Source organism: Streptomyces kebangsaanensis (assembly GCF_001906585.1).
Taxonomy (GTDB): Bacteria; Actinomycetota; Actinomycetes; order Streptomycetales; family Streptomycetaceae; genus Streptomyces; species Streptomyces kebangsaanensis.
On record NZ_JUJA01000111.1, the window covers coordinates 1 to 24,877 of the forward strand.

A 24,877-nucleotide genomic window follows, 5' to 3' on the forward strand; every position below is an offset into this window, starting at 1 on the left:
TCACTGACCGAAGAGGTCGTCGACGAGTTCCGTTCCCGGTTCGTGATCGAGCCGCTGGAGCCGGGCTTCGGCTACACCCTCGGCAACTCCCTGCGCCGCACCCTCCTGTCCTCGATCCCGGGTGCGGCGGTCACGTCCATCCGCATCGACGGCGTCCTGCACGAGTTCACCACCGTGCCGGGCGTCAAGGAGGACGTCACCGACCTGATCCTCAACATCAAGCAGCTGGTCGTCTCCTCCGAGCACGACGAGCCGGTCGTGATGTACCTGCGCAAGCAGGGCCCGGGTCTGGTCACCGCCGCCGACATCGCGCCGCCGGCCGGTGTCGAGGTGCACAACCCCGACCTCGTCCTCGCCGTGCTCAACGGCAAGGGCAAGCTGGAGATGGAGCTGACCGTCGAGCGCGGTCGCGGCTACGTCTCCGCCGTGCAGAACAAGCAGGTGGGCCAGGAGATCGGCCGGATCCCGGTCGACTCGATCTACTCGCCGGTGCTGAAGGTCACGTACAAGGTCGAGGCGACCCGTGTCGAGCAGCGCACCGACTTCGACAAGCTGATCGTCGACGTCGAGACCAAGCAGGCGATGCGTCCGCGTGACGCCGTGGCCTCCGCGGGCAAGACCCTGGTCGAGCTGTTCGGTCTCGCCCGCGAGCTGAACATCGACGCCGAGGGCATCGACATGGGCCCGTCCCCGACGGACGCCGCCCTGGCCGCCGACATGGCGCTGCCGATCGAGGAGCTGGAGCTCACCGTTCGGTCGTACAACTGCCTCAAGCGCGAGGGCATCCACTCCGTGGGTGAGCTCGTCGCCCGCTCCGAGGCCGACCTGCTGGACATCCGCAACTTCGGTGCGAAGTCCATCGACGAGGTCAAGGCGAAGCTGGCGGGGATGGGGCTCGCCCTCAAAGACTCCCCGCCCGGATTCGACCCCACCGCCGCGGCGGACGCGTTCGGCGCGGACGACGATGCGGACGCAGGTTTCGTCGAGACCGAGCAGTACTGAGAGCTCGGGGCCGACTGCCTGATCCCGGGTGCGGGTGAGCCGTGGATGGCCGCGCCCACGCGGCGGAGCCGCACGTCGACTCCGCCCGCGCCCCTTCCGGAGCGCCCCTTCGGGGCTGCTCCCGGATCTCCGACAGGCAACCGCCTGCTCGGATACTGACCCCGGTACCTGATACGGCCGGGGCAGACACACAGGAGAAGAACCATGCCGAAGCCCGCCAAGGGTGCCCGTATGGGCGGCAGTGCCGCGCACGAGAAGCTGATGCTCGCGAACCTCGCGAAGTCGCTGTTCGAGCACGGCCGCATCACCACCACCGAGGCGAGGGCCCGCCGCCTGCGCCCGTACGCCGAGCGTCTGATCACCAAGGCGAAGAAGGGCGACCTTCACAACCGCCGTCAGGTGCTCCAGGTCATCACGGACAAGGGCATCGTCCACACGCTCTTCACCGAGATCGGCCCGCGGTACGAGAACCGTCCGGGTGGCTACACCCGTATCACCAAGATCGGTAACCGCCGTGGCGACAACGCGCCCATGGCTGTCATCGAGCTGGTCGAGGCGCTGACGGTGCAGCAGAAGGCCGTGGGCGAGGCCGAGGCCGCCACCAAGCGTGCGGTCAAGGAGGCCGAGACCAAGGCCGAGGAGCCGAAGGCCGAGGAGACCAAGGCCGAGGAGACCCCGGTCGAGGACGCCAAGGCCGGCGAGGCCGCCGAGGAGTCCAAGGACGCCTGAGCGGTACGCCTTCGTGCGTGAGCGGGTCCGCCCCCTGCGGGGCGGGCCCGCTTTCGTGTACGCGCGCGCTCGCGCACCTGAGAGGATCTGTACGTGAGTGACGAAGTACAGCCCGGTTGTGTCCGTGTCCGTCTCGACCTGTCGTACGACGGCACCGACTTCCACGGCTGGGCCAAGCAGGCCGGCGGCCGGCGGACCGTGCAGGGGGAGATCGAGGACGCGCTGCGCACGGTCACGCGGTCGACGCGGACGTACGAGCTGACCGTGGCCGGGCGCACCGACGCCGGGGTGCACGCGCGGGGCCAGGTGGCCCACGTGGACCTGCCCGAGCAGGTCTGGCGCGAGCACCACGAGAAGCTGCTGAAGCGGCTCGCCGGGCGGCTGCCCCGGGACGTGCGCGTCTGGGCCCTGCGCCCCGCGCCCGGAGGCTTCAACGCCCGCTTCTCCGCCGTCTGGCGCCGCTACGCCTACCGCGTCACCGACAACCCCGGCGGTGTCGACCCGCTGCTGCGGAACCACGTCCTCTGGCACGACTGGCCGCTCGACGTCGACGCCATGAACGAGGCCGCCCAGCGGCTCCTGGGCGAGCACGACTTCGCCGCGTACTGCAAGAAGCGCGAGGGCGCGACCACCATCCGTACGCTCCAGGAGCTGAGTCTGCTGCGCGGGGACGACGGGATCGTCACCGCCACCGTCCGGGCCGACGCGTTCTGCCACAACATGGTGCGCTCGCTCATCGGGGCGCTGCTGTTCGTGGGGGACGGGCACCGTACCCCCGACTGGCCCGGGAAGGTCCTGGCCGCGGGGGTGCGGGACTCCGCCGTGCATGTCGTACGGCCGCACGGGCTGACCCTGGAGGAGGTCGGTTACCCGGCCGACGAACTGCTGGCCGCGCGGAGCCGCGAGGCACGCAACAAGCGGTCGCTGCCGGGGGCGGGCTGCTGCTGAGGGGCCGAGGGGCCCGGGTGGTCGTACGTGACGGCCTACTGGTTGGCCGCCGCCGACGCCTGGGCCTCACCGCGGCGGCTGATCTGCTGGAACGCGAACTGGGCGAGGTCGTCGCCGGCCCGGAAGACCTTGGTGTCCTCGGTCGTGACGTTCTTGCCGTCGGCGAAGCCGGTGAGGGTGAAGTAGGCGTATCGGCCCAGCGAGTTGGTCGTGGAGCGGCAGACCGCGCCGTTGCAGAAGGCCTTGACGTCGCCACCGGACAGCGGCTTGACGATGCTCTTCTTGTCGGTCTCGCCCCGGGCCTTGGCCGCCTGTGCCTCGGTGTCGAAGACGGCGATGCCGACGGTCACCGCGATGCCGTCCCGGCTGTAGGTGACGCGCAGCAGGCGGGTGCAGCCGTTGTCGGTGAGGGCCTTGGGGAGCGTGCCCTGGGCGACGGTGGCGCAGTTCTTGCTGTCGTCCGTCGGGCCCTTCTTGTACACGTTCTCGCCCATGGTCAGCTGGGTGCCGGGGAAGAGCGTGTCGGCGCTGAGCGGGGCCGTGTCCTTCTTCGCGCTGGATATGAACTCCTTCGGATCCAGCGGGGGCGGGGCGCTGGTGGGGTCGAAGGAGGGCGCCGCGGCGGACTCGCTCGGCAGGGCGGCGGGCAGCTGGGAGGCCGCCCGGCCCGAGGAGTTGCCGTTGGCCGACACCATGCTCATGGCGACGGCCGTGGCGATCCCGGCGGCGGCCAGCACGCCACCGCCGATGAACAGCACCCGGCGCCTCTTGCTCCGCGTCTCCGAGGCATCGGCGAGCGCGGCCCAGTCCGGAGTCCGGCCGTCGCCCTCGCTGCTCCACGGCTGCTGAGAATTCGGTTTCCAGGGATCCCACTGGGACTGCGAGCCCCCCTGCCCATAACTCATGGGGCGCATCTTAGACGGGGGTCGGGGGTGCTGGTGCGCCCGCGGCGGACTGGGGACGGGCCTTCGGCGCAGGCTGGGACAAAGCGACGCGCCCTTCGGGGAGGCCGCGGGAAAGGGCCCGCCCGGGCGCACTCCGGCCTCGGACCGGCGGGGCCGAGGGGGTGCTCTGTCCCGGGTTTCCGTCCGGTTCGGAGGGCGGGATCGGGGAGGCGCGCGGTCAGGTCCTCCCGGCCCGGAGCGGCGGCAGCGGGCCGGGCGTGGCCCCGCGGGTCGGTGTCCGGTCGGCCGGGGCGGGGCGTGCGGGGCCGTGACGGCGTGTGCGTCATGACCCGGTCGAGGCGTCGCGGGTCGGCGCAGGGCGGCCGGCGGGGCCTTCGGGGGCTGGCCGGCATTCCGCGGCCCCTCGTGGGGTGCCCCTGCTCGAAGGGCCCGGGAAGGACTGAGGGCGAGGCCGTTCGGGCCGCGGCGGGGGTCCGGGGGCGGAAGCCTCCGGGTGGGCGCCGTACACTGGGTGCGGAACACGCAGGATCCGTGTCGGCACCTCTGTTTTGACCCCTGGAGGTCGCCGCGGGTATCCTGCGATTTCGTTGTGTATTGGCTTGCTCATTCTCACGGGACGGGCCCTTACACCGGTCCACCGGGCCGATGACCAGCGACCAGCACGCGGTTTGCGTCACCGCGGTGCGGCCAGGGCTGTCGTGATCGTCTTCGGTGACCTTGTCAGGACCACTCACTGAAGAAGCGAAGGCTACGAACCGTGCGTACGTACAGCCCCAAGCCCGGCGACATCACGCGCCAGTGGCATGTCATCGACGCCCAGGACGTCGTCCTGGGTCGTCTGGCGTCCACCGCCGCCACCCTTCTCCGGGGCAAGCACAAGCCGATCTACGCGCCGCACGTCGACGCTGGTGACTTCGTCATCATCATCAACGCCGACAAGGTGCACCTCTCCGGCAACAAGCGGACCCAGAAGATGGCGTACCGCCACTCCGGCTACCCGGGCGGTCTGCGTTCCGTCCGCTACGACGAGCTGCTCGAGAAGAACCCCGAGAAGGCCGTCGAGAAGGCCGTCAAGGGCATGCTCCCCAAGAACTCCCTGGGCCGTCAGATGCTCTCGAAGCTGAAGGTCTACAAGGGTGACCAGCACCCGCACGGCGCCCAGCAGCCGGTGCCGTTCGAGATCACCCAGGTCGCGCAGTAAGTCCGGCCACCCCCTAAGACCGAAGAGAATCTGAGGAGAATCGTGGCCGAGACCACTGCCGAGCAGCCGCTCGAAGAGCTTGACATCGACAGCTACACCACCGAGTCCGAGGTCCCCGTCGAGGGCGAGTACACCTCGGAGTCCATGGCCTCCCGCTTCGGCGAGCCGCAGCCGGCCGCCGGCCTGGGCCGCCGCAAGAACGCCATCGCCCGCGTCCGGATCATCCCGGGCTCCGGCAAGTGGAAGATCAACGGTCGCACCCTCGAGGACTACTTCCCGAACAAGGTGCACCAGCAGGAAGTCAACGAGCCCTTCAAGGTGCTGGAGCTCGAGGGCCGCTACGACGTCGTCGCCCGCATCGTCGGCGGCGGTGTCTCCGGTCAGGCCGGTGCCCTCCGTCTCGGTGTCGCCCGCGCGCTGAACGAGGCCGACGTCGACAACAACCGCGGCCCGCTGAAGAAGGCCGGCTTCCTCCGCCGCGACGACCGTGCGGTCGAGCGCAAGAAGGCCGGTCTGAAGAAGGCCCGTAAGGCCCCGCAGTACAGCAAGCGCTAATCCCAGCGGCGCCCCTGCACGTACTCCGAACGCCCCGGCGGCACGCCCACTGTGCCCCCGGGGCGTTTCGTATATCACAGGGCTTGGGCGTATAACGGCACAAGCTGTTCAAAGGCTGGTGCGATCGGCTGCCCGGGTCGTCGAATGCCATAATCCAGCATCTTTTCGAAACGATGCTTCTCCAGGAGGACAAGTGGGACGACTCTTCGGCACGGACGGCGTGCGTGGCGTCGCCAACGCGGACCTGACCGCCGAGCTGGCGCTCGGCCTCTCCGTCGCCGCGGCGCACGTACTGGCCGAGGCGGGCACCTTCGAGGGTCACAGGCCGACCGCGGTGGTCGGGCGGGACCCGCGTGCGTCCGGGGAGTTCCTGGAGGCCGCCGTGGTGGCCGGCCTGGCGAGCGCGGGCGTGGACGTCCTGCGGGTCGGCGTGCTGCCGACGCCGGCGGTGGCGTACCTGACCGGCGCGCTCGGCGCCGACCTGGGCGTGATGCTGTCGGCCAGCCACAACGCCATGCCGGACAACGGCATCAAGTTCTTCGCCCGCGGCGGTCACAAGCTCGCCGACGAGCTGGAGAACCGTATCGAGGCGGTCTACGAGGAGCACCGCACCGGCGCGCCCTGGGACCGGCCCACGGGCGCGGGCGTGGGCCGCGTACGCGACTACGACGAGGGCTTCGACAAGTACGTCGCCCACCTCGTCGGCGTCCTGCCGAACCGGTTCGACGGCCTGAAGATCGTCCTCGACGAGGCGCACGGCGCCGCCTCCGGCGTCTCGCCGGAGGCCTTCCGGCGGGCCGGTGCCGAGGTCGTCACCATCGGCGCGGGCCCGGACGGCCTCAACATCAACGACGGCTGCGGCTCGACCCACCTGGAGCAGCTCAAGGCGGCCGTGATCGAGCACGGTGCCGACCTCGGCATCGCGCACGACGGCGACGCCGACCGCTGCCTGGCCGTGGACCACACCGGCGAGGAGGTCGACGGCGACCAGATCCTGGCGGTGCTCGCGCTGGCGATGCGGGAGCGTTCCGCGCTGCGCTGCGACACCGTCGTGGCGACCGTGATGTCGAACCTGGGCTTCAAGCTGGCCATGGAGCGCGAGGGCATCCACCTCGTGCAGACCGCCGTCGGCGACCGGTACGTCCTGGAGGAGATGAAGAACAAGGGCTACGCCCTCGGCGGCGAGCAGTCCGGCCACGTCATCGTCCTCGACCACGCCACCACCGGCGACGGCACGCTGACCGGCCTGATGCTGGCGGCCCGGGTCGCCGAGACCGGCCGTACGCTGCGGGACCTGGCCTCCGTGATGGAGCGCCTGCCGCAGGTCCTCGTCAACGTCCCGGACGTGGACAAGACCCGGGTGAAGACCTCGGCCGACCTGGCGGCCGCGGTCACCGAGGCGGAGCGGGAACTGGGGGAGACCGGACGGGTGCTGCTGCGTCCGTCCGGAACCGAGCCGCTGGTCCGGGTCATGGTCGAGGCCGCGGACATCGACCAGGCCCGCTCGGTGGCGAGCCGCCTGGCGGACGCGGTGAAGTCCGCGCTCGGCTAATCGGCTTTCGCCGGGGTGCGCTCGCGTTGTCTCGCCCAGAACCACTTCTGGGCGAGCAGGGTGAGCGTGCCGGCCAGGACGATGCCGGCCAGGTTCAGCAGCAGCTGGATCGTCGACCCCCGGGCCTGGGCGAGGTCGCCGTAGGCGAGCGCGACGGCCGCGTTGGCGGCGGCCGGGATGGTGGTCACGGAGATGGCGACGCCGATCAGCGCGCCGGACTTGGCGGACGTCAGGGAGAGCGTGCCGGCCGCTCCGGCGAGGACCGCCACGACGAGGGAGAACGCGTCGGGGGCGTAGACGAAGTTGGTGTTGGGCCGCGGGCCCTCCAGCTTGGCCTCGCTGAACAGCCCGACCGCGTCCATGAACAGCGCGAACCCGGCCGTCACCGCCATCGCCAGCGCGAAGCCGGCCAGCAGGGCGGTCAGTGAGCGCAGCGCCAGGCGCGGCGCCCGCCGCACCAGCGCGGTGGCGATGCCCGCCAGCGGTCCGAACTCCGGTCCCACGGCCATCGCGCCGACGATCAGGACGGCGTTGTCGAGCACCACACCACAGGCGGCGATCATGGCGGCCAGTGTCATGAACGCGAGGTAGGTGACCGACAGCGTCGACTCCTCGTGCGTGGCGTCCGTCAGCTCCTCCCACAGCACCGCGTCCGCGCCCTCGCCCGGAGCCTCCTTCTCGGCCCTCTCGGCCTGCTCGGACAGTGTCAGGTCGATGCTCTCGACGGTGATGGAGCCGGTCCGGTCGATCCTCAACTTCCTCAGCCCGGAGAGGAGTTCCTCGCCGGCCTCGCGCACGACATCGCACAGGACCAGGTCACCGCTCGGATCGCGGGCGGCGGACGGCAGCACGACGAGGTGCGCGGTGCCGACCGTCGACCCGATCAGACGCACCACGTCGTCGGTCTGCTCGGGCGGCGTGATCAGGCGCACATGCAGCATGGGGGGCAGCGTAGACGCCCGCGCTCGTCACAGCTTCCGCAGGCTCAGCCGCTGCACCTTGTGGTCCGGGCCCTTGCGCACCACGAGTGTGGCCCGGCCGCGGGTGGGCGCGATGTTCTCCACGAGGTTCGGCTTGTTGACGGTCCGCCACATGGTGCGGGCGTAGTCGAGGGCCTCCTCCTCGGACACCTGCGTGTACGTGCGGAAGTACGAGGACGGGTCCTGGAAGGCCGTCTGGCGCAGCTTGCGGAACCGGCTCAGGTACCACCGCTCGATGTCCTCGGTGCGCGCGTCGACGTACACGCTGAAGTCGAAGTAGTCGGCGAGCCCGACCCGGGTGCGGCCGTCCTCGCCGGGCAGGGCGGGCTGCAGGACGTTCAGCCCCTCGACGATGAGGATGTCGGGGCGCCGTACGGTGAGCCTCTCGCCGGGGACGATGTCGTAGATGAGGTGGGAGTAGACCGGGGCGGTCACCTCGTCCTTGCCGGCCTTGATGTCGGCGACGAACCGGGTCAGGGCCCTGCGGTCGTACGACTCGGGGAAGCCCTTGCGCGACATCAGGCCCCGCGCCTGGAGCTCCCGTGTCGGCAGCAGGAAACCGTCGGTGGTGACCAGCTCGACCCGAGGATGCTCCGGCCAGCGGGACAGCAGCGCCTGCAGCAGCCGGGCCACGGTCGACTTCCCGACGGCGACCGACCCCGCCACCCCTATGACGAAGGGCGTACCGGACTGGGACCCCTGCTCGCCGAGGAACGTGTTCAGTGCGCCGCGCAGCCCGTCCGTGGCGCCGACGTAGAGGTTGAGCAGCCGCGACAGCGGAAGGTAGATGTCCCGCACCTCGTCGAGGTCGATGACGTCACCCAGGCCGCGCAGTCGCTCGACCTCCTCGGCGGACAGCGGCAGCGGCGTCTTGGCGCGCAGCGCGCTCCACTCGGCGCGGGTGAGGTCGACGTAGGGAGTCGCCTCCGGCCGGGACCGGTGGGCGCTCCGGGATATCGAGGAGACCGGAGAGATCACAGTCCATTGTTAACGGAGTTCGAACCGCGCGCAGGGTGGGCTGTGTCACGTGGTGGAGGGGAGATCACATCGGCGTCACGGTCGGGTACCGGAGGACTGATCCATGATCATCTGTGGGGAGGCTGTGCGTAGGCTGCGCCGGAACAGGCGCGGAGACCGTCCGCCGCCGGAAGGCGTCGGAAGGCGTCGGAAGAGAAAGAGTGCCTCCCCGTGAGATCCCCCGTGGTCCGTCGTACCGCCCTTGCCGCGTCCGCTGCCGCCCTGGCCCTGCTCGCCACCGCCTGCGGCGGTTCGTCCGACGGCGACAGCAAGGTCGAGGCCGGGGACGGCAAGACCACCCAGGCCGAGAAGACTCCCTCGGCGGCCCCCGCCAAGGCGCTGACCGCCGACGAGCTGGAGAAGGTCGCGCTGGCGCAGAAGGACGTCGACAACGGCAAGGTCGACACCAGGATCACCGGGGCGGACGACGTCAAGAAGGAGCAGGTCAAGGCGGAGGACGCGGCCTGCCAGCCGCTCGCCCTCACCCAGGCCTCGGCCGCGCAGGGCGATCCGGCGGCCACGGTGAAGCGGGTCTGGACGGAGGCGGGCAAGAAGAAGCCGTCCGCCTCCGACGCCATGTCCGAGGAGGCGATGCTCGCCTCCCTCGACCTGGACAAGGTCATCCTGACGCTCGCCTCCTACGAGGACGGCGGCGCCGAGACGGTTCTCAAGGACACGAAGGCGTCCCTGGAGAAGTGTGCCGGCGGCTTCACCTACACCGGAGCCGGCGAGAAGGTCAAGACGCTGAAGGTGGCCGAGACCGAGGCACCCGAGGGGGCCGACGAGGCACTCGCGATGACCATGACGATCGCCGCCGACGGCGGCGACAAGATGATCTTCAAGGCCGTCGTGGCCCGCAAGGACACCACCGTCGCCTCCTTCGTCGCTCTGAACCTCGCCGCCGCCGCCACCGGCAAGGACTTCGAGTTCCCCACGCGCATCGTGGACACCCAGCTCGCCAAGCTGAAGTGACCTGACGCGGTGCCCACCGGGGTGTGCCCCACCCCGGTGGGCGTTACCAGGAGGCTTCCCGCCCCGGTGGGAATTTCCGATTTCGGGCACGAAGTCGCCACTTCCGCCGGGTGACGGACCGTAGGCTGCCGCCCATGTGCGGAATCGTGGGATACGTGGGGTCGCAGTCGGCGCTCGAGGTCGTGATGGCCGGGCTGAAGCGGCTGGAGTACCGGGGCTACGACTCGGCCGGCGTCGCCGTGCTCGCCGACGGCGGGCTGGCGGCGGCGAAGCGGGCCGGGAAGCTGGTCAACCTGGAGAAGGAGCTGGCGGACCGGCCGCTGCCGACCGGCTCCACGGGCATCGGCCACACCCGGTGGGCCACCCACGGCGGGCCCACCGACGCCAACGCCCACCCGCACCTCGACAACGCCGGGCGGGTCGCCGTCGTCCACAACGGCATCATCGAGAACTTCGCCGCGCTGCGGGCCGAGTTGGCCGAGCGCGGGCACGAGCTGTCCTCCGAGACCGACACCGAGGTCGTCGCGCACCTGCTCGCCGAGGAGTTCTCCTCCTGCGCCGACCTGGCGGAGGCCATGCGGCTGGTGTGCCGCCGCCTGGAGGGCGCGTTCACGCTGGTCGCCGTGCACGCCGACGAACCCGGCGTCGTCGTGGGCGCCCGCCGCAACTCCCCGCTGGTGGTGGGGATCGGCGAGAGCGAGGCCTTCCTCGCCTCCGACGTCGCCGCGTTCATCGCCCACACGCGCTCGGCGATCGAGCTGGGGCAGGACCAGGTGGTGGAGCTGCGCCGGGACGGGGTGACGGTCACCGGGTTCGACGGGCAGCCGGCCGAGGTCCGCTCCTACGACGTCGACTGGGACGCGGCCGCCGCCGAGAAGGGCGGCTACGACTACTTCATGCTCAAGGAGATCGCCGAGCAGCCCAAGGCGGTCGCCGACACCCTGCTGGGCCGTATCGACGGGGCCGGGAACCTGACGCTGGACGAGGTGCGGATCAGCGCCTCGGAGCTCCGCGAGATGGACAAGGTCGTCATCGTCGCCTGCGGCACGGCCTTCCACGCGGGCCTGATCGCCAAGTACGCCATCGAGCACTGGACGCGGATCCCGTGCGAGGTGGAACTGGCGAGCGAGTTCCGCTACCGGGACCCGATCCTGGACGCGCAGACCCTCGTCATCGCCATCTCCCAGTCGGGCGAGACGATGGACACGCTGATGGCGCTGCGCCACGCCCGCGAGCAGGGCGCCAAGGTGCTGGCCATCTGCAACACCAACGGCTCGACCATCCCGCGCGAGTCGGACGCGGTGCTCTACACGCACGCGGGGCCGGAGGTCGCGGTCGCGTCGACGAAGGCGTTCCTGACGCAGCTGGTGGCGTGCTACCTGGTGGCGCTGTACCTGGGCCAGGTGCGGGGCACCAAGTGGGGCGACGAGATCCAGGCGGTGATCCGCGACCTGTCGCGGATCACCGGCGCGGTGGAGCGGGTCCTGGAGACGATGGAGCCGGTACGGGAACTGGCGCGCTCACTGGCCGACAAGAACACGGTGCTGTTCCTGGGGCGGCACGTCGGCTATCCGGTCGCCCTCGAAGGCGCGCTGAAGCTCAAGGAGTTGGCGTACATGCACGCCGAGGGCTTCGCGGCGGGCGAGTTGAAGCACGGTCCGATCGCGTTGATCGAGGAGGACCTGCCGGTGGTCGTGGTGGTGCCGTCGCCGCGCGGCCGGTCCCTCCTGCACGACAAGATCGTCTCCAACATCCAGGAGATCCGCGCGAGGGGTGCGCGCACGATCGTGATCGCGGAGGAGGGCGACGAGGCGGTCGCCCCGTACGCCGACCACCTCATCCGCATCCCGGTGACGCCGACGCTGCTCCAGCCCCTGGTCGCCACGGTGCCGCTCCAGGTCTTCGCCTGCGAGCTGGCGACGGCGCGCGGGAACGAGGTGGATCAGCCCCGGAACCTGGCGAAGTCCGTGACGGTGGAGTAAGGATGCTCGCCGCGGTGTTCAGGTGAGCGTGGCCCCGCTCCTCCCCCGAGCAGCCTCACGCTCACTGGTCAAGCGACGGCGCGTCAGGCTTCAGTGACTCAAGAAAGGTGGCGAAGGTCCCGGTCGGGGCGCGGGCCGGTCCTGGTGCGGGCCTGCAGCGATCTGTGGGGATGGCAGCCGCTCGCCAGGGAGGGCAACCGGGGGAAAGTCGTGTGGTGCGAGCTCGCCGCTGCCTGACCGATGAGTTTCCCGTTCCATCCCGGTCGTACGAGCAACGACGTGCGACACAGGAAGGAACCGCATCCATCATGACCGCGACAGCCAAGGGCCCCGCCAGCTACTTCCCCTCCATCGAGAAGAAGTACGGCCGGCCGATCGCCGAGTGGCAGGACCTCATCCGCTCCTCGCCCCTGACCCGGCACATGGAGCTGGTGAACTGGCTCAAGGCCGAGCACGGCCTGGGGCACGGGCATGCCAACGCCCTGGTGGCACACACCCTCCGCGAGGACGGCGGCAGGTGAGGTACGGCCCGTAGGGTGCTCCGCATGAGCATCATCGGGGTCGGTATCGACGTGGCCGAGATCGATCGGTTCGCGGTGTCGCTGGAGCGGACGCCCAGTCTGGCGCGACGGCTCTTTCTGGAGAGCGAGTTGCTGCTGCCCAGTGGGGAGCGGCGGGGGATGGCCTCGCTCGCCGCGCGGTTCGCCGCCAAGGAGGCGCTCGCCAAGGCCCTGGGGGCGCCGGCCGGGCTGCTCTGGACGGACGCGGAGGTGTACGTCGAGGACAGCGGGCGGCCCCGGTTGAGGGTGACGGGGACCGTGGCGGCGCGGGCCGCCGAACTCGGGGTCACCTCCTGGCACCTCTCGCTGAGCCACGACGCGGGGGTGGCGTCGGCCGTCGTGGTGGCCGAGGGGTAATGCAGGGGCCCGCACGGCGGCCGCGGGCCCGGCCGCGGGTCCGGGTGCGGTTCCGCCGTCGTTCGGGGCAGACTCGACCGCATGCGTACCGCGTACAGCGTAGAGACGGTCAGGACAGCCGAACGCGCGCTCATGGCGCGGCTTCCCGAGGGGGCGCTCATGCAGCGGGCGGCGGCCGGACTCGCCGCCGCCTGCGCGGACCTGCTCGGGCGGGTGTACGGGCGGCGGGTGGTGCTGCTGGTCGGCAGCGGGGACAACGGGGGTGACGCGCTGTACGCCGGGGCGCGGCTGGCGCGGCGCGGGGCCGGGGTGACGGCGGTGCTGCTCGCGCCCGACCACGCGCATCCCGGCGGTCTCGCCGCGCTGCGCCGGGCGGGCGGGAGCGTGGCCGGGGCGGCCGGTGACGCCGGGGCCGCGATCGACCGGGCCGACCTCGTCGTCGACGGCATCGTCGGCATCGGCGGCAAGGGCGGTCTGCGGCCCGACGCCGCGCCGCTGGCCGAGCGCGCGGCGCGCTCGCGGGCGGCCGTGGTCGCCGTGGACCTGCCGAGCGGGGTCGAGGCGGACACCGGCGAGGTGCTCGGTGCCGCCGTCCGCGCCGATCTGACCGTCACCTTCGGCACGCACAAGCCGGGGCTGCTCGTCGACCCGGCGCGCGAGTACGCCGGTACGGTCCGGCCCGTCGACATCGGTCTCGCCCCCGAACTGCCTGCCGAGCCCGAGCTGGAGGCGCTGCAGCACGCCGACGTGGCCGGGCTGCTGCCGCTGCCGGTCTTCGAGAGCGACAAGTACCGGCGCGGTGTCGTCGGCGTCGCGGCGGGCTCGGCCCGCTACCCGGGCGCGGCCGTGCTGGCCGTGTCGGGCGCGCTGCGCGGCGGTGCGGGCGCGGTGCGGTACGTCGGCCCGGCCGGGCAGGCCGTGATCGCCCGTTTCCCGGAGACGCTGGTCTCCGACCAGGGGCCGCACAAGGCGGGGCGCGTGCAGGCGTGGGTGGTGGGACCGGGTGCCGGGGACGACGCGGCCACCGTCGCCGAGGTGCTGGACACCGACGTACCCGTACTGATCGACGCGGACGGGCTGCGCCTCGCCGACCGCGACGCCGTACGCGCCCGTACCGCCCCCACCCTGATGACCCCGCACGCCGGAGAGGCCGCCGCCCTGCTCGGCGTGGCCCGCGAGCAGGTCGAGGGCGCGCGGCTGTCCTCCGTGCGCGAGCTCGCCGCCCGCTACCGGGCGACCGTCCTCCTCAAGGGCTCGACCACCCTCGTCGCCGACCCGGACGGTGGTCCCGTACGTGTCAACCCGACCGGCACCCCGTGGCTCGCCACGGCCGGCAGCGGTGACGTGCTGTCGGGCCTGGCCGGCTCCCTGCTGGCGGCCGGCCTGACCGCCCGCGACGCCGGCAGCGTGGCCGCCTACCTGCACGGCCTCGCCGGCCGCCTCGCCGCCCACGGCGCCCCCATCGGCGCCCACGACGTGGCGGAGGCCATCCCGGAGGCGTGGCGGGACGTACGCGACTGAACCTGCCCGTTCCGGACAGGAGGCGCGTCCGCTGCGCGCCCCGGCGCGGAGGGGCCGTGGGGCCCCTCTGAGAGACTGGGGCGCGATGAACGAGACAGCACATCCGCGGACGGCACCGCTGCGCGCCCGTGCCGAGATCGATCTGGCCGCCGTGCGCGCCAACGCGCGGGCCATGCGCGAGCGGGCGCCCGGCGCGGCCCTCATGGCCGTGGTGAAGTCCGACGCGTACGGCCACGGCGCCGTTCCGTGCGCCCGGGCGGCCGTCGCCGCCGGGGCGACCTGGCTCGGCACCGCCACGCCGGAGGAGGCCTTCGCCCTGCGGGCGGCCGGGCTGTCGCCCGAGCGGGTGCGGATCATGTGCTGGCTGTGGACGCCCGGCGGGCCCTGGCAGCAGGCCGTCGAGGCCGACCTCGACGTGTCCGTGAGCGGGATGTGGGCGCTGGCGGAGGTCCGGGAGGCCGCCCGCCGCGCCGGCCGTCCGGCCCGCGTGCAGCTGAAGGCCGACACCGGCCTCGGACGCAGCGGCTGTCAGCCCGCCGACTGGCCCGGCCTCGTCGCCGAGGCCCTGCGCGCCGAGGCCGAGGGGCTGGTCCGCGTCACCGGACTGTGGTCCCACTTCGCCTGCGCCGACGAGCCGGGACACCCCTCCATCGCCGCCCAGCTCGACCGCTTCCGCGAGATGGTCGCCCACGCCGAGCGGCAGGGCGTGCGCCCCGAGGTGCGGCACATCGCCAACTCGCCCGCCGCGCTCACCCTCCCCGAGACCCACTTCGACCTCGTACGCGTCGGAATCGCCCTCTACGGCGTCTCGCCCAGCGCCGAGATCGGCGCCCCGGCCGACTTCGGGCTGCGCCCCGCCATGACCCTGTCCGCCTCGCTGGCCCTGGTCAAGCACGTCCCCGGAGGGCACGGCGTCAGCTACGGGCACCACTACGTCACCCCCGGCGAGACCACCCTCGGCCTCGTGCCCGTCGGCTACGCGGACGGCATCCCGCGCCACGCCTCCGGCACCGGGCCGGTCCTGGTCGGCGGCAAGTGGCGTACGGTCGCGGGCCGGGTCGCCATGGACCAGTTCGTGGTCGACCTGGGCGGCGACGAGCCCGGGACCGGCTCCGAGGCCGTGCTCTTCGGGCCCGGCGACCGCGGCGAGCCCACCGCCGAGGACTGGGCCCAGGCCGCCGGCACCATCGCGTACGAGATCGTCACACGCATCGGAACGCGCGTTCCCCGCGTCTACGTGAACGAGGGAACGGACCGGGAACGCGGCGGGGAGCACGGCGCGTAGGACGACGGGCGCGGACGACCGGCGCGGACGCCTGGCGCGGAAACCCGGCCGCCGCGCGTCCGGAGCGGGCACCACCGGAACCGGCACGGCCGGAACCGGCACCACCTTTCACCTCACCGAGCGAACAGCGGTACGGCACACGGAGGAGCGGTACGTGAGCGAGAGCAGCGCGGTCGCGAAGGCCGCCGTGGAGGCGGCCGGCGGCTGGCGCAGGGCGACCGGCATCGCGGGCGCCGCGATAGGCGTGGTGGCGGCGGGCGCGGCGGCCGGCGTCGCCATAGAGCGGATGACCGTCGGCCGCGGCATACGCAGGAAGGCCCGGCTCGCCCTGGACTCGGCGGGCCCCTACGGCGCCCTGCGCGGCACCCCCGGCCGGGCCCTGGCCGACGACGGCACCGAGCTCTACTACGAGGTCGACGACATCGACCCCGACGCGGCCGCGGACCTCGGCCCGCGCCGCCGCCGGCTCTTCGGCCGCAAGGCCCCCGCCCCCGTCACCGTCGTCTTCAGCCACGGCTACTGCCTCGGCCAGGACTCCTGGCACTTCCAGCGCGCGGCGCTGCGCGGCGTCGTACGGACCGTGCACTGGGACCAGCGCAGCCACGGCCGCTCCGGGCGGAGCGTCGCCCAGACGCGCGACGGCGTGCCGCTGGACATCGACCAGCTGGGCCGCGACCTGAAGGCCGTGATCGACGCCGCCGCGCCCGAGGGGCCGATCGTGCTGGTCGGGCACTCCATGGGCGGCATGACGATGATGGCCTTCGCCGCCCAGTACCCCGAGCTGGTCCGCGAGCGGGTCGTCGCCACCGCCTTCGTCGGTACGTCCTCCGGGCGGCTCGGCGAGGTCAACTTCGGGCTGCCGGTGGCCGGCGTCAACGCGGTGCGCCGGGTCCTGCCCGGGGTGCTGAAGGCGCTCGGGCAGCGGGCCGAGCTGGTGGAGAGGGGGCGGCGGGCCACCGCGGACCTGTTCGCCGGGATCATCAAGCGGTACTCGTTCGCCGGCCGGGACATCGACCCGGCCGTCGCCCGGTTCGCCGAGCGGATGATCGAGAGCACGCCGATCGACGTGGTCGCCGAGTTCTACCCGGCCTTCACCGACCACGACAAGACCGAGGCGCTGGCCCTGTTCCAGGACATGCCGGTGCTCGTCCTGGCCGGGGTGCAGGACCTGGTCACGCCCAGCGAGCACAGCGAGGCGATCGCCGACCTGCTCCCCGACGCGGAGCTGGTGCTGGTCCCGGACGCCGGGCACCTGGTGATCCTGGAGCACCCGGAGCTCGTCACCGACCGCCTCGCCGACCTGCTCGTCCGCGCGGGCGCGGTCCCCGCAGGCACTACCGTGGGGCGGTATGGAAGCACCAGCAGCACCGCCCACCCCGGCTGATCCCGTCTCCGTCGAGATCACCGTCAACTCCCCCGAGCAGATGCGGGAGCTCGGCCGCCGTCTCGCCAAGCTGCTGCGCGCCGGTGACCTCGTGATGCTCAGCGGGGAGCTCGGCGCGGGCAAGACCACGCTGACCCGCGGGCTCGGCGAGGGCATGGACGTACGCGGCGCCGTCACCTCCCCGACCTTCGTGATCGCCCGCGTGCACCCGGCCCTCGGGGACGGCCCGCCGCTCGTCCACGTCGACGCCTACCGGCTGTCCGGCGGGCTGGACGAGATGGAGGACCTGGACCTCGACGTGTCGCTGCCGGACTCGGTGGTCGTCGTGGAGTGGGGCGAGGGCAAGGTGGAGGAGCTGACCGACGAGCGGCTGCAGGTCCTGATCCACCGGGGGGTCGGGGACACCACGGACGAGGTGCGGCACGTGACGGTGACCGGGATCGGGGACCGGTGGGACTCCGTCGACCTGGGCGTGCTGACCGCCTGAGTCCCGCGTGCGGTCCCCGCGTGAACATTCCGACAGCACGTCGGTACGTCCTTGCGCCGGGCACGTCCGGCGTGGTCACATGGTATCCAGCCCGTAGTTAGGTGTACCTAACCACGTCCGCCCCCGGCCAAAGGAGGCGTCCATGTCGGCCATGGAGAACAACGAGCAGCGGCGTCGGCGGTCGGAGCCGCGGCCGCATGTGGTGGGCGGTGTGTCCATGCGGGACCTGCTGGCCTCCTGCGCCGCCGCGGAGGCGGTCTCCCGGCCGCCGCGCGCCCCGGAGCCGGCGGAGGACCCCCGGACGGCGGGGGAGCACCGTCAAGCGGCGTAACTCCATCGGATGACGCGCTCCGGACGTGCTCCACCGGGTCCGGACGCGCTTCAACGGATGACGACGACCTTCTGCCCGATCGGCGCGAACATCCACATCGCCTCGCCGTCCGCCCGTGACTCCCGGATGCCGCCGGTCCTCACCACCGGGTCGGGCGTCGGCGTGGAGCCGTCCACGGCCGCGCTGAAACCGATCGCGACCCCGCCCGCGTCGCTGAAGCGCACGACGTGCTCGACGGGGACGCCGTCGGTCCCGATGACCGCCTTCGAACGGGACGTGACGGCGTAGGTCCCCGGGACCGGGTCGATGCTGCCGGGGGTGACCCCGAAGGTGTTCCGGACCGTGTCGTCCGCGCCGACCAGCCACACGCGGTCGTCGTCCAGCGAGTACACGACCCGCTCGCCGGCGCCCGAGCCGCCGGGCAGGGCGGTGGGGTGCCGCCCGTCCCGGGGCGCCTTGGTGGCGCTCGCCGCGGGCGTCGCCGTGGCGCCGGGGCCGCCGCGCAGGGTCCGCGGGACGTTCGCCTGCGCCTGGTGGGCGAGGAAACCGACCACGGCGAGCGCCGCGGCGGTGAGCCCGGCCACGAACCCCGAGCTGCTCCTTGCCACGGTCGCCCACCTCTGCGTCGGTCGTACTGGGGCCTGTCCGGAGTTTCCCGTCGTCCACCCGGAGGGCGGGCGCGTCGCAGGGCGGAGGGCCGCCCGCGTACCGGGTGGACGCGGGGGGTCACGGCACCGCGTCGCGGCGCGGCCGGGAAACCCCGGACAGGACCTGGCTGCTTCGCGGGACGTTAGCAGCCGGAAACCGTCTCGCCGGGGCGGCGGTGCGGGGCCCGCCGGAGCCGTAGGCTGTTTGCGTGCTCTTGCTCGCTCTGGATACCGCCACCCCCGCCGTCACCGTCGCGCTGCACGACGGTACGGCCGTCATCGCCTCCTCCAGCCAGGTGGACGCGCGCCGGCACGGAGAACTCCTGCTGCCGGCCGTCGACCGGGTGCTCGCCGAGGCCGGGCTCAAGCTGGACGCCGTCACCGGCATCGTGGTCGGCGTCGGCCCGGGCCCGTACACCGGGCTGCGCGTCGGGCTGATGACCGCCGACACCTTCGGGCTCGCGCTCGGTGTCCCCGTGTACGGCGTGTGCACGCTCGACGGCCTCGCCTACGCGGCCGACGTCCCCGGCCCCTTCGTCGTGGCGACCGACGCCCGCCGCAAGGAGGTCTACTGGGCCCGCTACGCCGACTCCCGCACCCGGGTGACCGACCCGGCCGTCGACCGGCCCGCCGACATCGCCGACGAGGTCGGCGGGCTGCCCGCGGTCGGCGCGGGCGCGCTGCTGTACCCCGACACCTTCCCGCAGGCGCACGAGCCCGAGCACGTGTCGGCCGCCGCCCTCGCCTCGCTGGCCGCCGAGCGGCTGGCCGCCGGCGAGGAGCTGCCCGCGCCCCGGCCGCTGTACCTGCGTCGGCCGGACGCCCAGGTGCCCAAGAACTACAAGGTGGTCACCCCGAAGTGACGGGACGAGCGACGGGACGGACGACGACCGGATCGGCGGACTGCGTACTGCGCGAGATGCGCTGGTGGGACATCGAGCCGGTGATGGAGCTGGAGAAGGACCTGTTCCCGGAGGACGCCTGGTCCCGGGGCATGTTCTGGTCCGAGCTGGCGCACTCCCGGGGCCCGGAGGCGACCCGGCGGTACGTGGTCGCGGAGGAGGCCGGCCGGCTCGTCGGGTACGCCGGCCTGGTCGCCGCCGGCGGACAGGGGGACGTGCAGACCATCGCCGTGGCCCGGGACCACTGGGGCACCGGGCTCGGCTCCCGGCTGCTGGCCGAGCTGCTGCGGGCGGCGACCGCCTTCGAGTGCGCCGAGGTGATGCTCGAGTGCCGGGTGGACAACGTGCGCGCCCAGAAGCTCTACGAGCGCTTCGGCTTCGAGCCGGTCGGCGTCCGGCGCGGCTACTACCAGCCGGGGAGCGTGGACGCCCTGGTGATGCGCCTGTCCACAGCGTCCGACGGCGGCCCCGCCGCGGGTTCGATCTCCCTCAACGGTGAACAAGGAACCGAGACCCATGACTGACATGAGGGACGAGCCGCTCGTCCTCGGCATCGAGACCTCCTGCGACGAGACCGGCGTCGGCATCGTCCGCGGCACGACGCTCCTGGCCGACGCCGTCGCCTCCAGCGTCGACGAGCACGCCCGCTTCGGCGGTGTGGTCCCGGAGGTCGCCTCCCGGGCCCACCTGGAGGCGATGGTGCCGACCATCAACCGCGCGCTGGAGCAGGCGGGGGTGAGCGCGAAGGACCTGGACGGCGTCGCGGTGACCGCGGGGCCGGGACTCGCGGGCGCGCTGCTCGTGGGCGTCTCGGCGGCCAAGGCGTACGCCTACGCCCTGGGCAAGCCGCTGTACGGCGTCAACCACCTCGCCTCGCACATCTGCGTGGACCAGCTGGAGCACGGTCCGCTGCCGGAGCCGACGATGGCGCTGCTGGTGAGCGGCGGCCACTCCTCGCTGCTGCTGTCCACGGACATCACCTCGGACGTACGGCCCATGGGGGCGACGATCGACGACGCGGCGGGCGAGGCCTTCGACAAGATCGCGCGCGTACTGGACCTGGGCTTCCCCGGCGGGCCGGTGATCGACCGGTACGCGAGGGAGGGCGACCCGGAGGCGATCGCCTTCCCGCGCGGGCTGACCGGGCCGCGCGACCCGGCGTACGACTTCTCCTTCTCCGGTCTGAAGACGGCGGTGGCCCGCTGGATCGAGGCCAGGCGGGCGGCCGGGGAGGAGGTTCCGGTCCGTGACGTGGCGGCCTCCTTCCAGGAGGCGGTGGTGGACGTACTGACCCGCAAGGCCGTACGGGCCTGTCGTGACGCGGGCGTCGACCACCTGATGATCGGCGGCGGCGTGGCCGCGAACTCGCGGCTGCGGGCTCTGGCCCAGGAGCGCTGCGAGGCGGCCGGGATCCGGCTGCGGGTGCCGCGGCCCAAGCTGTGCACGGACAACGGGGCGATGGTGGCGGCGCTGGGCGCGGAGATGGTCAGCCGGGGGCGGGCGGCCTCGGACTGGGACCTGTCCGCGGACTCGTCCCTGCCGGTGACGGACCCGCACGTGCCGGGCACCGGCCATGAGCACACCCACGACCACGTGCACGAGGTCAGCAAGGAGAACCTCTACTCGTGACGGTGGCGCTGATGTGGGAGGCACGGGCGGTCGAGGGCCGGGGGGACGAGCTCCTCGCCTGGGCCCGGCGGCAGCGGCTCGCACGGGAACCTCTCCGGCGGGAGACCTTCCGGGCTCCGCGGGACCGGGTGCTGGTCATCACGTGGTGGGACGCGGAGTACGACGCGGACCTGCCCGAACTTCCCGATCCGGACGGAGTGTTGGTCACTCGTCCGGTGCACCGGTGGCGGTTCGAGTCGGTCGGCGGGGGCCCNCGGCTGATTGGCCGTCCGCCCGCCGGATGCGCTATGATCATCACAAGCAAGCGGCCGACAGAGGCCGGCGAGCAGTGCGTTGGTGGTCCAAGGAAAGACGCCCCACTTCCCGTGGGGAAATGCAGGTGCAAGGCCTGCCCAGCGCTCGACAGAACCCCGCTCCCGGGAAACCGGGAGCGGGGTCTTTGCGTTCGGCTGCCGCCGGGGGCTTCGCCCCGGCGCCCGCGTTTCAATCTCCTCCGAGCTCTTCGAGCAGGGGGACCTCCGGGCGGACTGGTTTTCCAGTCCGCCCGGCGATTGAGGGCGAGGCCGTTCAGGCCGACAACGGGGGTCTGGGGGCGGCAGCTCCCAGGAACGGGACGGGTAGGGGCGGCGGGGGCGAGGAAACCCCCTGGGGACAAGTCAGTCCGCCTCCGTGACCTCCGTTTCGCAGCGCAGCCGCCGGTCCCGGCCCAGCTCCCGCACCGGGCCCGTCAGGGTCAGGTGGGTGGTGTGGCGGACGTCCGTCGTGGAGGCGGCCAGGCGCAGTTCCAGGGCGCCCGGCTCCACCACCCGGCGGCCCTCGCGGTCGGTGAACGCCGACAGGTCCGCGTGGAAGCGGAAGGTCACCCGGCGGGACTCGCCGGCGGCCAGCTCCAGCCGCTCGTAGCCGATCAGGCGCACGTCCGGGCGGGTCACCGACGCCACCGGGTCGTGCAGGTACAGCTGCACGACCTCCGCACCGGCCAGGTCACCGGTGTTGCGCACGGTCAGCGAGACGTCGTACGAGCCGTCGGTGCCGATCCCGGTGACATCGTTGCCCTGGGCGCCCTCCTGGGAGCCCCCCTGGAAGTCCGACCACGCGAACGTCGTGTACGACACCCCGTGCCCGAACGGGTACAGCGGCGTCGGGTCCAGGCTGCTCACCTCCCCCGCCAGACCCAGCGGCGGCTGGAGGTACGTCCACGGCTGGCCCCCCGCCCCGCGCGGCACGCTGACCGGGAGCCGGCCCGAGGGGTTCACCCGGCCCGACAGGACGCCCGCGACCGCGGACCCGCCCTCCTCGCCCGGGAAGAACGCCTGGACGGCGGCGCCCAGGCGGCCGTCCCAGCGGCCGAGCGCGTAGGGACGGCCGGTCAGCAGGACCAGCACCACCGGCACGCCCGTCCCCACCAGCGCGTCCAGCAGCTCGCCCTGGACGCCGGGCAGGCTCAGGTCCGCCACGTCGCAGCCCTCTCCCGACGTGCCCCGGCCGAACAGGCCCGAGCGGTCGCCCAGGACCGCCACGCACACGTCCGCCTCCCGCGTCCGCGCGACCGCCTCCTCGAAGCCGGAGGTGTCCGGGCCGGCCACGTCGCAGCCCTCGGTGAACGTCACCTTCGCGTCGGGCAGTTCCGTACGCAGCGCGTCCAGCAGGGTGGGGATCTCGATGCCCATGGGCACCTCGGGGTGCTGGGCGCCCACGTGGGAGGGGAAGGAGTAGCAGCCCAGCATGGCCAGGGCGTCCGCCGCGCGAGGGCCGACCACCGCGATCCGGGCGTCGGGGGACAGGGGCAGCACACCGTCCGGGTTGGTCAGCAGCACCACCGACTCCTCGGCCAGGCGGCGGGCCACGGCCCGGTTGCCCGCCGAGTCCAGGTCGATCGGCTCCGTGGGCGCGTCGGCGCTCCAGTCCTCGTCCAGCAGGCCCAGTTCGCACTTCTGCAGCAGGACGCGGCGGGCCGCGCGGTCCACCAGCGGCTCCGGGACCGTGCCCTCGCGCACCGCCGCCACCAGGTCCTTGCCGTAGCACTTCAGCGTCGGCAGTTCGACGTCGATGCCGGCGGCCAGGGCGAGGTGCGCCGACTCGGCGGGGCTGCCGGAGACCCGGTGCAGGGTCTGCAGGAAGTCGACGGCGAAGTAGTCGGCGACCACCGTCCCGGTGAAACCCCACTGTTCACGCAGGAGTTCGGTGAGCAGGTGCGGGTCCGCGGAGGCCGGGACGCCGTCCGTCTCCGTGTACGCGGCCATCACCGAGCGCGCGCCGCCCTCGCGCAGCGCCATCTCGAAGGGCGGGAGCGTGACGTCGGCGAACTCCCGGGTCCCGGCCCGCACGGGGGCGAGGTTGCGGGCGCCCGCCGAGGAGGCGTACCCGGCGAAGTGCTTCAGCGTGGCGACGATCCCCGCCGACTCCAGGCCCCGCACGTAGGCGGCGCCGACCGTGCCGACCAGGTACGGGTCCTCGCCGATGGTCTCCTCCACCCGGCCCCAGCGCGGGTCGCGGACCACGTCCAGGACGGGGGCGAGCCCCTGGTGCACGCCCACCGAGCGCAGGTCCCGGCCGATGCGGCCGGCCATCTCCTCCACCAGCGCCGGGTCGAAGGTGGCGCCCCAGGCCAGGGGGACCGGGTAGGCGGTCGCGCCCCAGGCCGTGAAACCGGCCAGGCACTCCTCGTGGGCGACGGCGGGGATGCCGAAGCGGCCGGCCTCGGCGATCCGGCGCTGGGCGCGGGCCAGTGCCTGCGCGCCCAGCGCAGGGTCCACGGGGGCGGTGCCGAAGGAACGGGTGAGCTGGCCCAGGCCGAGGGTGATCAGCTCGTCCCAGTCGTAGTCCGTGTTCATCTGCTGCTGGTGCGGGGCGACGCCGCCGCCGTCCGTCGCGGCGCCCACCCACACGCCGTACAGCTGGGCGGTCTTCTCCTCCAGCGTCATCCGGGAGAGCAGGTCGTCGACGCGGGCGGCGGCGGGCAGGGTGGGGTCGCGCCAGGGGGCGGTGGTCATGGAGCTCCTGTCAGAGACGTCGGGGGAGGGTGGGTTCACTTGCCGCCCACGCCCATCAGGCCGCCCACGAGGGCGCGCCGGGCCACCAGGTAGACGGCGAAGATCGGGATTCCGGAGAGGACGACGGAGGCGAGCAGGGCGGGGATGTTCACGCCGAACTCGCTGACGTAGTTGAACAGGCCGAGGGTCAGCACGCGCGGGCCGTCGGACTGGGTGAAGATCAGCGGGAAGAGGAAGCCGTTCCAGGCCTGCAGGGCCGAGTAGATGACGACCGTGCTGATGCCGCCCTTGGTCATCGGGATCACCAGCTGGAACAGCATCCGCGTGGGGGAGGCGCCGTCCAGGGCCATCGCCTCGTACAGCTCCTCGGAGATGTCCCGCATGGTGCCGGTGAGGACGAGCACCGACACCGGCATCGCGAAGGCCGCCGTCGGCAGGATGATCGCGAGCAGGCTGTCGTAGAGGTTCAGCTTGGCGATCATCAGGTACAGCGGGACCACGACCGCCTGCGCGGGGATGGCGACACCCAGCAGGAACAGGCGGAAGGCCGCGCTCGACCAGAGGCCGCGGCTGCGTACGGCGACGTAGGCGAGCGGGACGCACAGGACGAGGACGATCGCCACGACGGACGCCGCGACGGTCACCGTGTTGGCGAGCAGGTGGCCGAAGCCGCTGTGCAGGACGGTGTCGTAGTTCTCGAGGGTCGGGCTGGTGGGCGGCTTGAGGGCGTTGTGGCCCAGCGCGTCGTCCTGGCGGGTCAGCGAGGTGGTGATCATCGCGTAGATGGGGATGATCACGACGGCCAGCCAGATGACCGAGCCGAGGCCGGCCAGCGGGTTCGGGCGCCTGGTCCAGTGGCGGCGGCGGTGGGCGGGGCCCGCGGTCACCGGCGGCCCCGCGGTCCGCACGGGGCGGCGTGGCAGCGTATCGTGCGACAC

The 24,877-nt window shown here is 72.6% G+C and carries 25 protein-coding genes and 1 pseudogene; 20 read left to right on the forward strand and 6 right to left on the reverse strand.

Features of this window, described 5'->3' with window-relative positions:
• From RH94_RS16220 to truA, 3 genes are all read left to right on the forward strand, one after another.
• Window positions 1–1,002, forward strand: a 1,002-nt coding sequence (locus RH94_RS16220; RefSeq protein WP_199880978.1) for a DNA-directed RNA polymerase subunit alpha, incomplete at its 5' end; no start/stop codon positions are given.
• 204 nt (window positions 1,003–1,206) lie between these two features.
• Window positions 1,207–1,731, forward strand: coding sequence for a 50S ribosomal protein L17 (rplQ, locus tag RH94_RS16225; protein WP_073948304.1), 525 nt, complete (start codon window positions 1,207–1,209; stop codon window positions 1,729–1,731).
• Between the two features lie 93 nt (window positions 1,732–1,824).
• Entirely contained in the window at window positions 1,825–2,679 is an 855-nt protein-coding gene (gene truA, locus RH94_RS16230; RefSeq protein ID WP_073948305.1) for a tRNA pseudouridine(38-40) synthase TruA, read from the forward strand.
• Between the two features lie 35 nt (window positions 2,680–2,714).
• Here the strand turns inward: truA and RH94_RS16235 are convergent, their stop codons facing one another.
• Complete coding sequence (locus RH94_RS16235) at window positions 2,715–3,584, reverse strand: hypothetical protein (protein WP_073948306.1); 870 nt, start codon at window positions 3,582–3,584, stop codon at window positions 2,715–2,717.
• A 757-nt stretch (window positions 3,585–4,341) separates the two neighbouring features.
• On the opposite strand from RH94_RS16235, the gene rplM reads away from it, so the two are divergent.
• The 3 genes from rplM (at window position 4,342) to glmM (ending at window position 6,892) form a co-directional block, all read left to right on the forward strand.
• Window positions 4,342–4,785: a 50S ribosomal protein L13 gene (gene rplM / locus RH94_RS16240; protein WP_073948307.1), complete on the forward strand. Its 444-nt coding sequence runs from the start codon at window positions 4,342–4,344 to the stop codon at window positions 4,783–4,785.
• 42 nt (window positions 4,786–4,827) lie between these two features.
• On the forward strand, window positions 4,828–5,340 hold the full coding sequence (rpsI, locus tag RH94_RS16245; protein WP_073948308.1) for a 30S ribosomal protein S9: 513 nt from the start codon (window positions 4,828–4,830) through the stop codon (window positions 5,338–5,340).
• Between the two features lie 193 nt (window positions 5,341–5,533).
• Window positions 5,534–6,892, forward strand: a complete 1,359-nt coding sequence (gene glmM / locus RH94_RS16250; RefSeq protein ID WP_073948309.1) for a phosphoglucosamine mutase — start codon at window positions 5,534–5,536, stop codon at window positions 6,890–6,892.
• Here the strand turns inward: glmM and RH94_RS16255 are convergent.
• Window positions 6,889–7,833, reverse strand: a complete 945-nt coding sequence (locus tag RH94_RS16255; protein WP_073948310.1) for a DUF389 domain-containing protein — start codon at window positions 7,831–7,833, stop codon at window positions 6,889–6,891. The two genes, glmM and RH94_RS16255, sit on opposite strands and share 4 nt — an antisense overlap.
• A 27-nt stretch (window positions 7,834–7,860) precedes the next feature.
• On the reverse strand, window positions 7,861–8,850 hold the full coding sequence (gene coaA, locus RH94_RS16260) for a type I pantothenate kinase (protein ID WP_073948311.1): 990 nt from the start codon (window positions 8,848–8,850) through the stop codon (window positions 7,861–7,863).
• Window positions 8,851–9,060: 210 nt separating this feature from the next.
• Here coaA and RH94_RS16265 point away from each other — a divergent pair, with 210 nt between their 5' ends.
• From RH94_RS16265 to RH94_RS16310, 10 genes and pseudogenes are all read left to right on the forward strand, one after another.
• Entirely contained in the window at window positions 9,061–9,861 is an 801-nt protein-coding gene (locus RH94_RS16265; protein ID WP_073948312.1) for a hypothetical protein, read from the forward strand.
• A 134-nt stretch (window positions 9,862–9,995) separates the two neighbouring features.
• Window positions 9,996–11,843, forward strand: a complete 1,848-nt coding sequence (gene glmS / locus RH94_RS16270; RefSeq protein WP_073948313.1) for a glutamine--fructose-6-phosphate transaminase (isomerizing) — start codon at window positions 9,996–9,998, stop codon at window positions 11,841–11,843.
• A gap of 123 nt (window positions 11,844–11,966) precedes the next feature.
• A pseudogene (locus RH94_RS43535) lies at window positions 11,967–12,080 on the forward strand (ATP-binding protein); the annotation flags it as partial.
• Window positions 12,081–12,151: 71 nt separating this feature from the next.
• On the forward strand, window positions 12,152–12,364 hold the full coding sequence (locus RH94_RS16280) for a DUF4287 domain-containing protein (protein WP_073948314.1): 213 nt from the start codon (window positions 12,152–12,154) through the stop codon (window positions 12,362–12,364).
• 24 nt (window positions 12,365–12,388) lie between these two features.
• The gene (locus RH94_RS16285; protein WP_073948364.1) at window positions 12,389–12,760 is read left to right on the forward strand and encodes a holo-ACP synthase; all 372 of its coding nucleotides are present in this window, start codon (window positions 12,389–12,391) and stop codon (window positions 12,758–12,760) included.
• Window positions 12,761–12,841: 81 nt separating this feature from the next.
• Window positions 12,842–14,281, forward strand: coding sequence for a bifunctional ADP-dependent NAD(P)H-hydrate dehydratase/NAD(P)H-hydrate epimerase (locus RH94_RS16290; RefSeq protein ID WP_073948315.1), 1,440 nt, complete (start codon window positions 12,842–12,844; stop codon window positions 14,279–14,281).
• Window positions 14,282–14,366: 85 nt separating this feature from the next.
• Window positions 14,367–15,566, forward strand: a complete 1,200-nt coding sequence (alr, locus tag RH94_RS16295) for an alanine racemase (RefSeq protein WP_073948316.1) — start codon at window positions 14,367–14,369, stop codon at window positions 15,564–15,566.
• Window positions 15,567–15,720: 154 nt separating this feature from the next.
• Entirely contained in the window at window positions 15,721–16,950 is a 1,230-nt protein-coding gene (locus RH94_RS16300; RefSeq protein WP_073948317.1) for an alpha/beta fold hydrolase, read from the forward strand.
• A complete protein-coding gene (gene tsaE, locus RH94_RS16305) occupies window positions 16,916–17,437 on the forward strand; it encodes a tRNA (adenosine(37)-N6)-threonylcarbamoyltransferase complex ATPase subunit type 1 TsaE (RefSeq protein WP_073948318.1) in 522 nt (173 codons plus the stop codon). Before RH94_RS16300 ends, tsaE begins: the two co-directional genes overlap by 35 nt.
• Window positions 17,438–17,579: 142 nt before the next feature.
• Window positions 17,580–17,768 carry a hypothetical protein gene (locus RH94_RS16310; protein ID WP_073948319.1) on the forward strand — a complete coding sequence of 63 codons (189 nt, stop codon included), beginning with the start codon at window positions 17,580–17,582 and terminating at the stop codon, window positions 17,766–17,768.
• 50 nt (window positions 17,769–17,818) lie between these two features.
• Here RH94_RS16310 and RH94_RS16315 read toward each other — a convergent pair whose 3' ends face one another.
• Window positions 17,819–18,376, reverse strand: coding sequence for a hypothetical protein (locus RH94_RS16315; protein WP_199880979.1), 558 nt, complete (start codon window positions 18,374–18,376; stop codon window positions 17,819–17,821).
• A gap of 248 nt (window positions 18,377–18,624) precedes the next feature.
• Between RH94_RS16315 and tsaB the strand changes: the two genes are divergently transcribed.
• The 4 genes from tsaB to RH94_RS43540 form a co-directional block, all read left to right on the forward strand.
• A complete protein-coding gene (gene tsaB, locus RH94_RS16320; RefSeq protein ID WP_073948321.1) occupies window positions 18,625–19,278 on the forward strand; it encodes a tRNA (adenosine(37)-N6)-threonylcarbamoyltransferase complex dimerization subunit type 1 TsaB in 654 nt (217 codons plus the stop codon).
• A 56-nt stretch (window positions 19,279–19,334) separates the two neighbouring features.
• The gene (gene rimI / locus RH94_RS16325; RefSeq protein ID WP_073948322.1) at window positions 19,335–19,841 is read left to right on the forward strand and encodes a ribosomal protein S18-alanine N-acetyltransferase; all 507 of its coding nucleotides are present in this window, start codon (window positions 19,335–19,337) and stop codon (window positions 19,839–19,841) included.
• The gene (gene tsaD / locus RH94_RS16330) at window positions 19,834–20,946 is read left to right on the forward strand and encodes a tRNA (adenosine(37)-N6)-threonylcarbamoyltransferase complex transferase subunit TsaD (RefSeq protein WP_073948323.1); all 1,113 of its coding nucleotides are present in this window, start codon (window positions 19,834–19,836) and stop codon (window positions 20,944–20,946) included. Before rimI ends, tsaD begins: the two co-directional genes overlap by 8 nt.
• Window positions 20,943–21,199 (forward strand): hypothetical protein (locus tag RH94_RS43540; protein WP_143204028.1); only part of this gene is annotated, 257 nt, incomplete at its 3' end. The genes tsaD and RH94_RS43540, both read left to right, overlap by 4 nt.
• A gap of 403 nt (window positions 21,200–21,602) precedes the next feature.
• On the opposite strand, the gene RH94_RS16340 is transcribed toward RH94_RS43540, so the two are convergent.
• Together RH94_RS16340 and RH94_RS16345 are read right to left on the reverse strand one after the other, a co-directional pair.
• On the reverse strand, window positions 21,603–23,939 hold the full coding sequence (locus tag RH94_RS16340; RefSeq protein WP_073948324.1) for a beta-xylosidase/alpha-l-arabinosidase: 2,337 nt from the start codon (window positions 23,937–23,939) through the stop codon (window positions 21,603–21,605).
• A 35-nt stretch (window positions 23,940–23,974) separates the two neighbouring features.
• Complete coding sequence (locus RH94_RS16345) at window positions 23,975–24,877, reverse strand: carbohydrate ABC transporter permease (RefSeq protein WP_407697322.1); 903 nt, start codon at window positions 24,875–24,877, stop codon at window positions 23,975–23,977.

Coding starts and splice junctions, on each gene's coding strand:
- tsaD (WP_073948323.1), top strand. CDS start 19,834: ATGACTGACATGAGGGACGAGCCGCTCGTCCTCGGCATCGAGACCTCC.
- RH94_RS16310 (WP_073948319.1), top strand. CDS start 17,580: ATGTCGGCCATGGAGAACAACGAGCAGCGGCGTCGGCGGTCGGAGCCG.
- tsaE (WP_073948318.1), top strand. CDS start 16,916: ATGGAAGCACCAGCAGCACCGCCCACCCCGGCTGATCCCGTCTCCGTC.
- glmS (WP_073948313.1), top strand. CDS start 9,996: ATGTGCGGAATCGTGGGATACGTGGGGTCGCAGTCGGCGCTCGAGGTC.
- RH94_RS16340 (WP_073948324.1), bottom strand. CDS start 23,939: ATGACCACCGCCCCCTGGCGCGACCCCACCCTGCCCGCCGCCGCCCGC.
- RH94_RS16280 (WP_073948314.1), top strand. CDS start 12,152: ATGACCGCGACAGCCAAGGGCCCCGCCAGCTACTTCCCCTCCATCGAG.
- rimI (WP_073948322.1), top strand. CDS start 19,335: ATGCGCTGGTGGGACATCGAGCCGGTGATGGAGCTGGAGAAGGACCTG.
- rplQ (WP_073948304.1), top strand. CDS start 1,207: ATGCCGAAGCCCGCCAAGGGTGCCCGTATGGGCGGCAGTGCCGCGCAC.
- RH94_RS16255 (WP_073948310.1), bottom strand. CDS start 7,833: ATGCTGCATGTGCGCCTGATCACGCCGCCCGAGCAGACCGACGACGTG.
- alr (WP_073948316.1), top strand. CDS start 14,367: ATGAACGAGACAGCACATCCGCGGACGGCACCGCTGCGCGCCCGTGCC.
- RH94_RS16235 (WP_073948306.1), bottom strand. CDS start 3,584: ATGAGTTATGGGCAGGGGGGCTCGCAGTCCCAGTGGGATCCCTGGAAA.
- RH94_RS16285 (WP_073948364.1), top strand. CDS start 12,389: ATGAGCATCATCGGGGTCGGTATCGACGTGGCCGAGATCGATCGGTTC.
- RH94_RS16290 (WP_073948315.1), top strand. CDS start 12,842: ATGCGTACCGCGTACAGCGTAGAGACGGTCAGGACAGCCGAACGCGCG.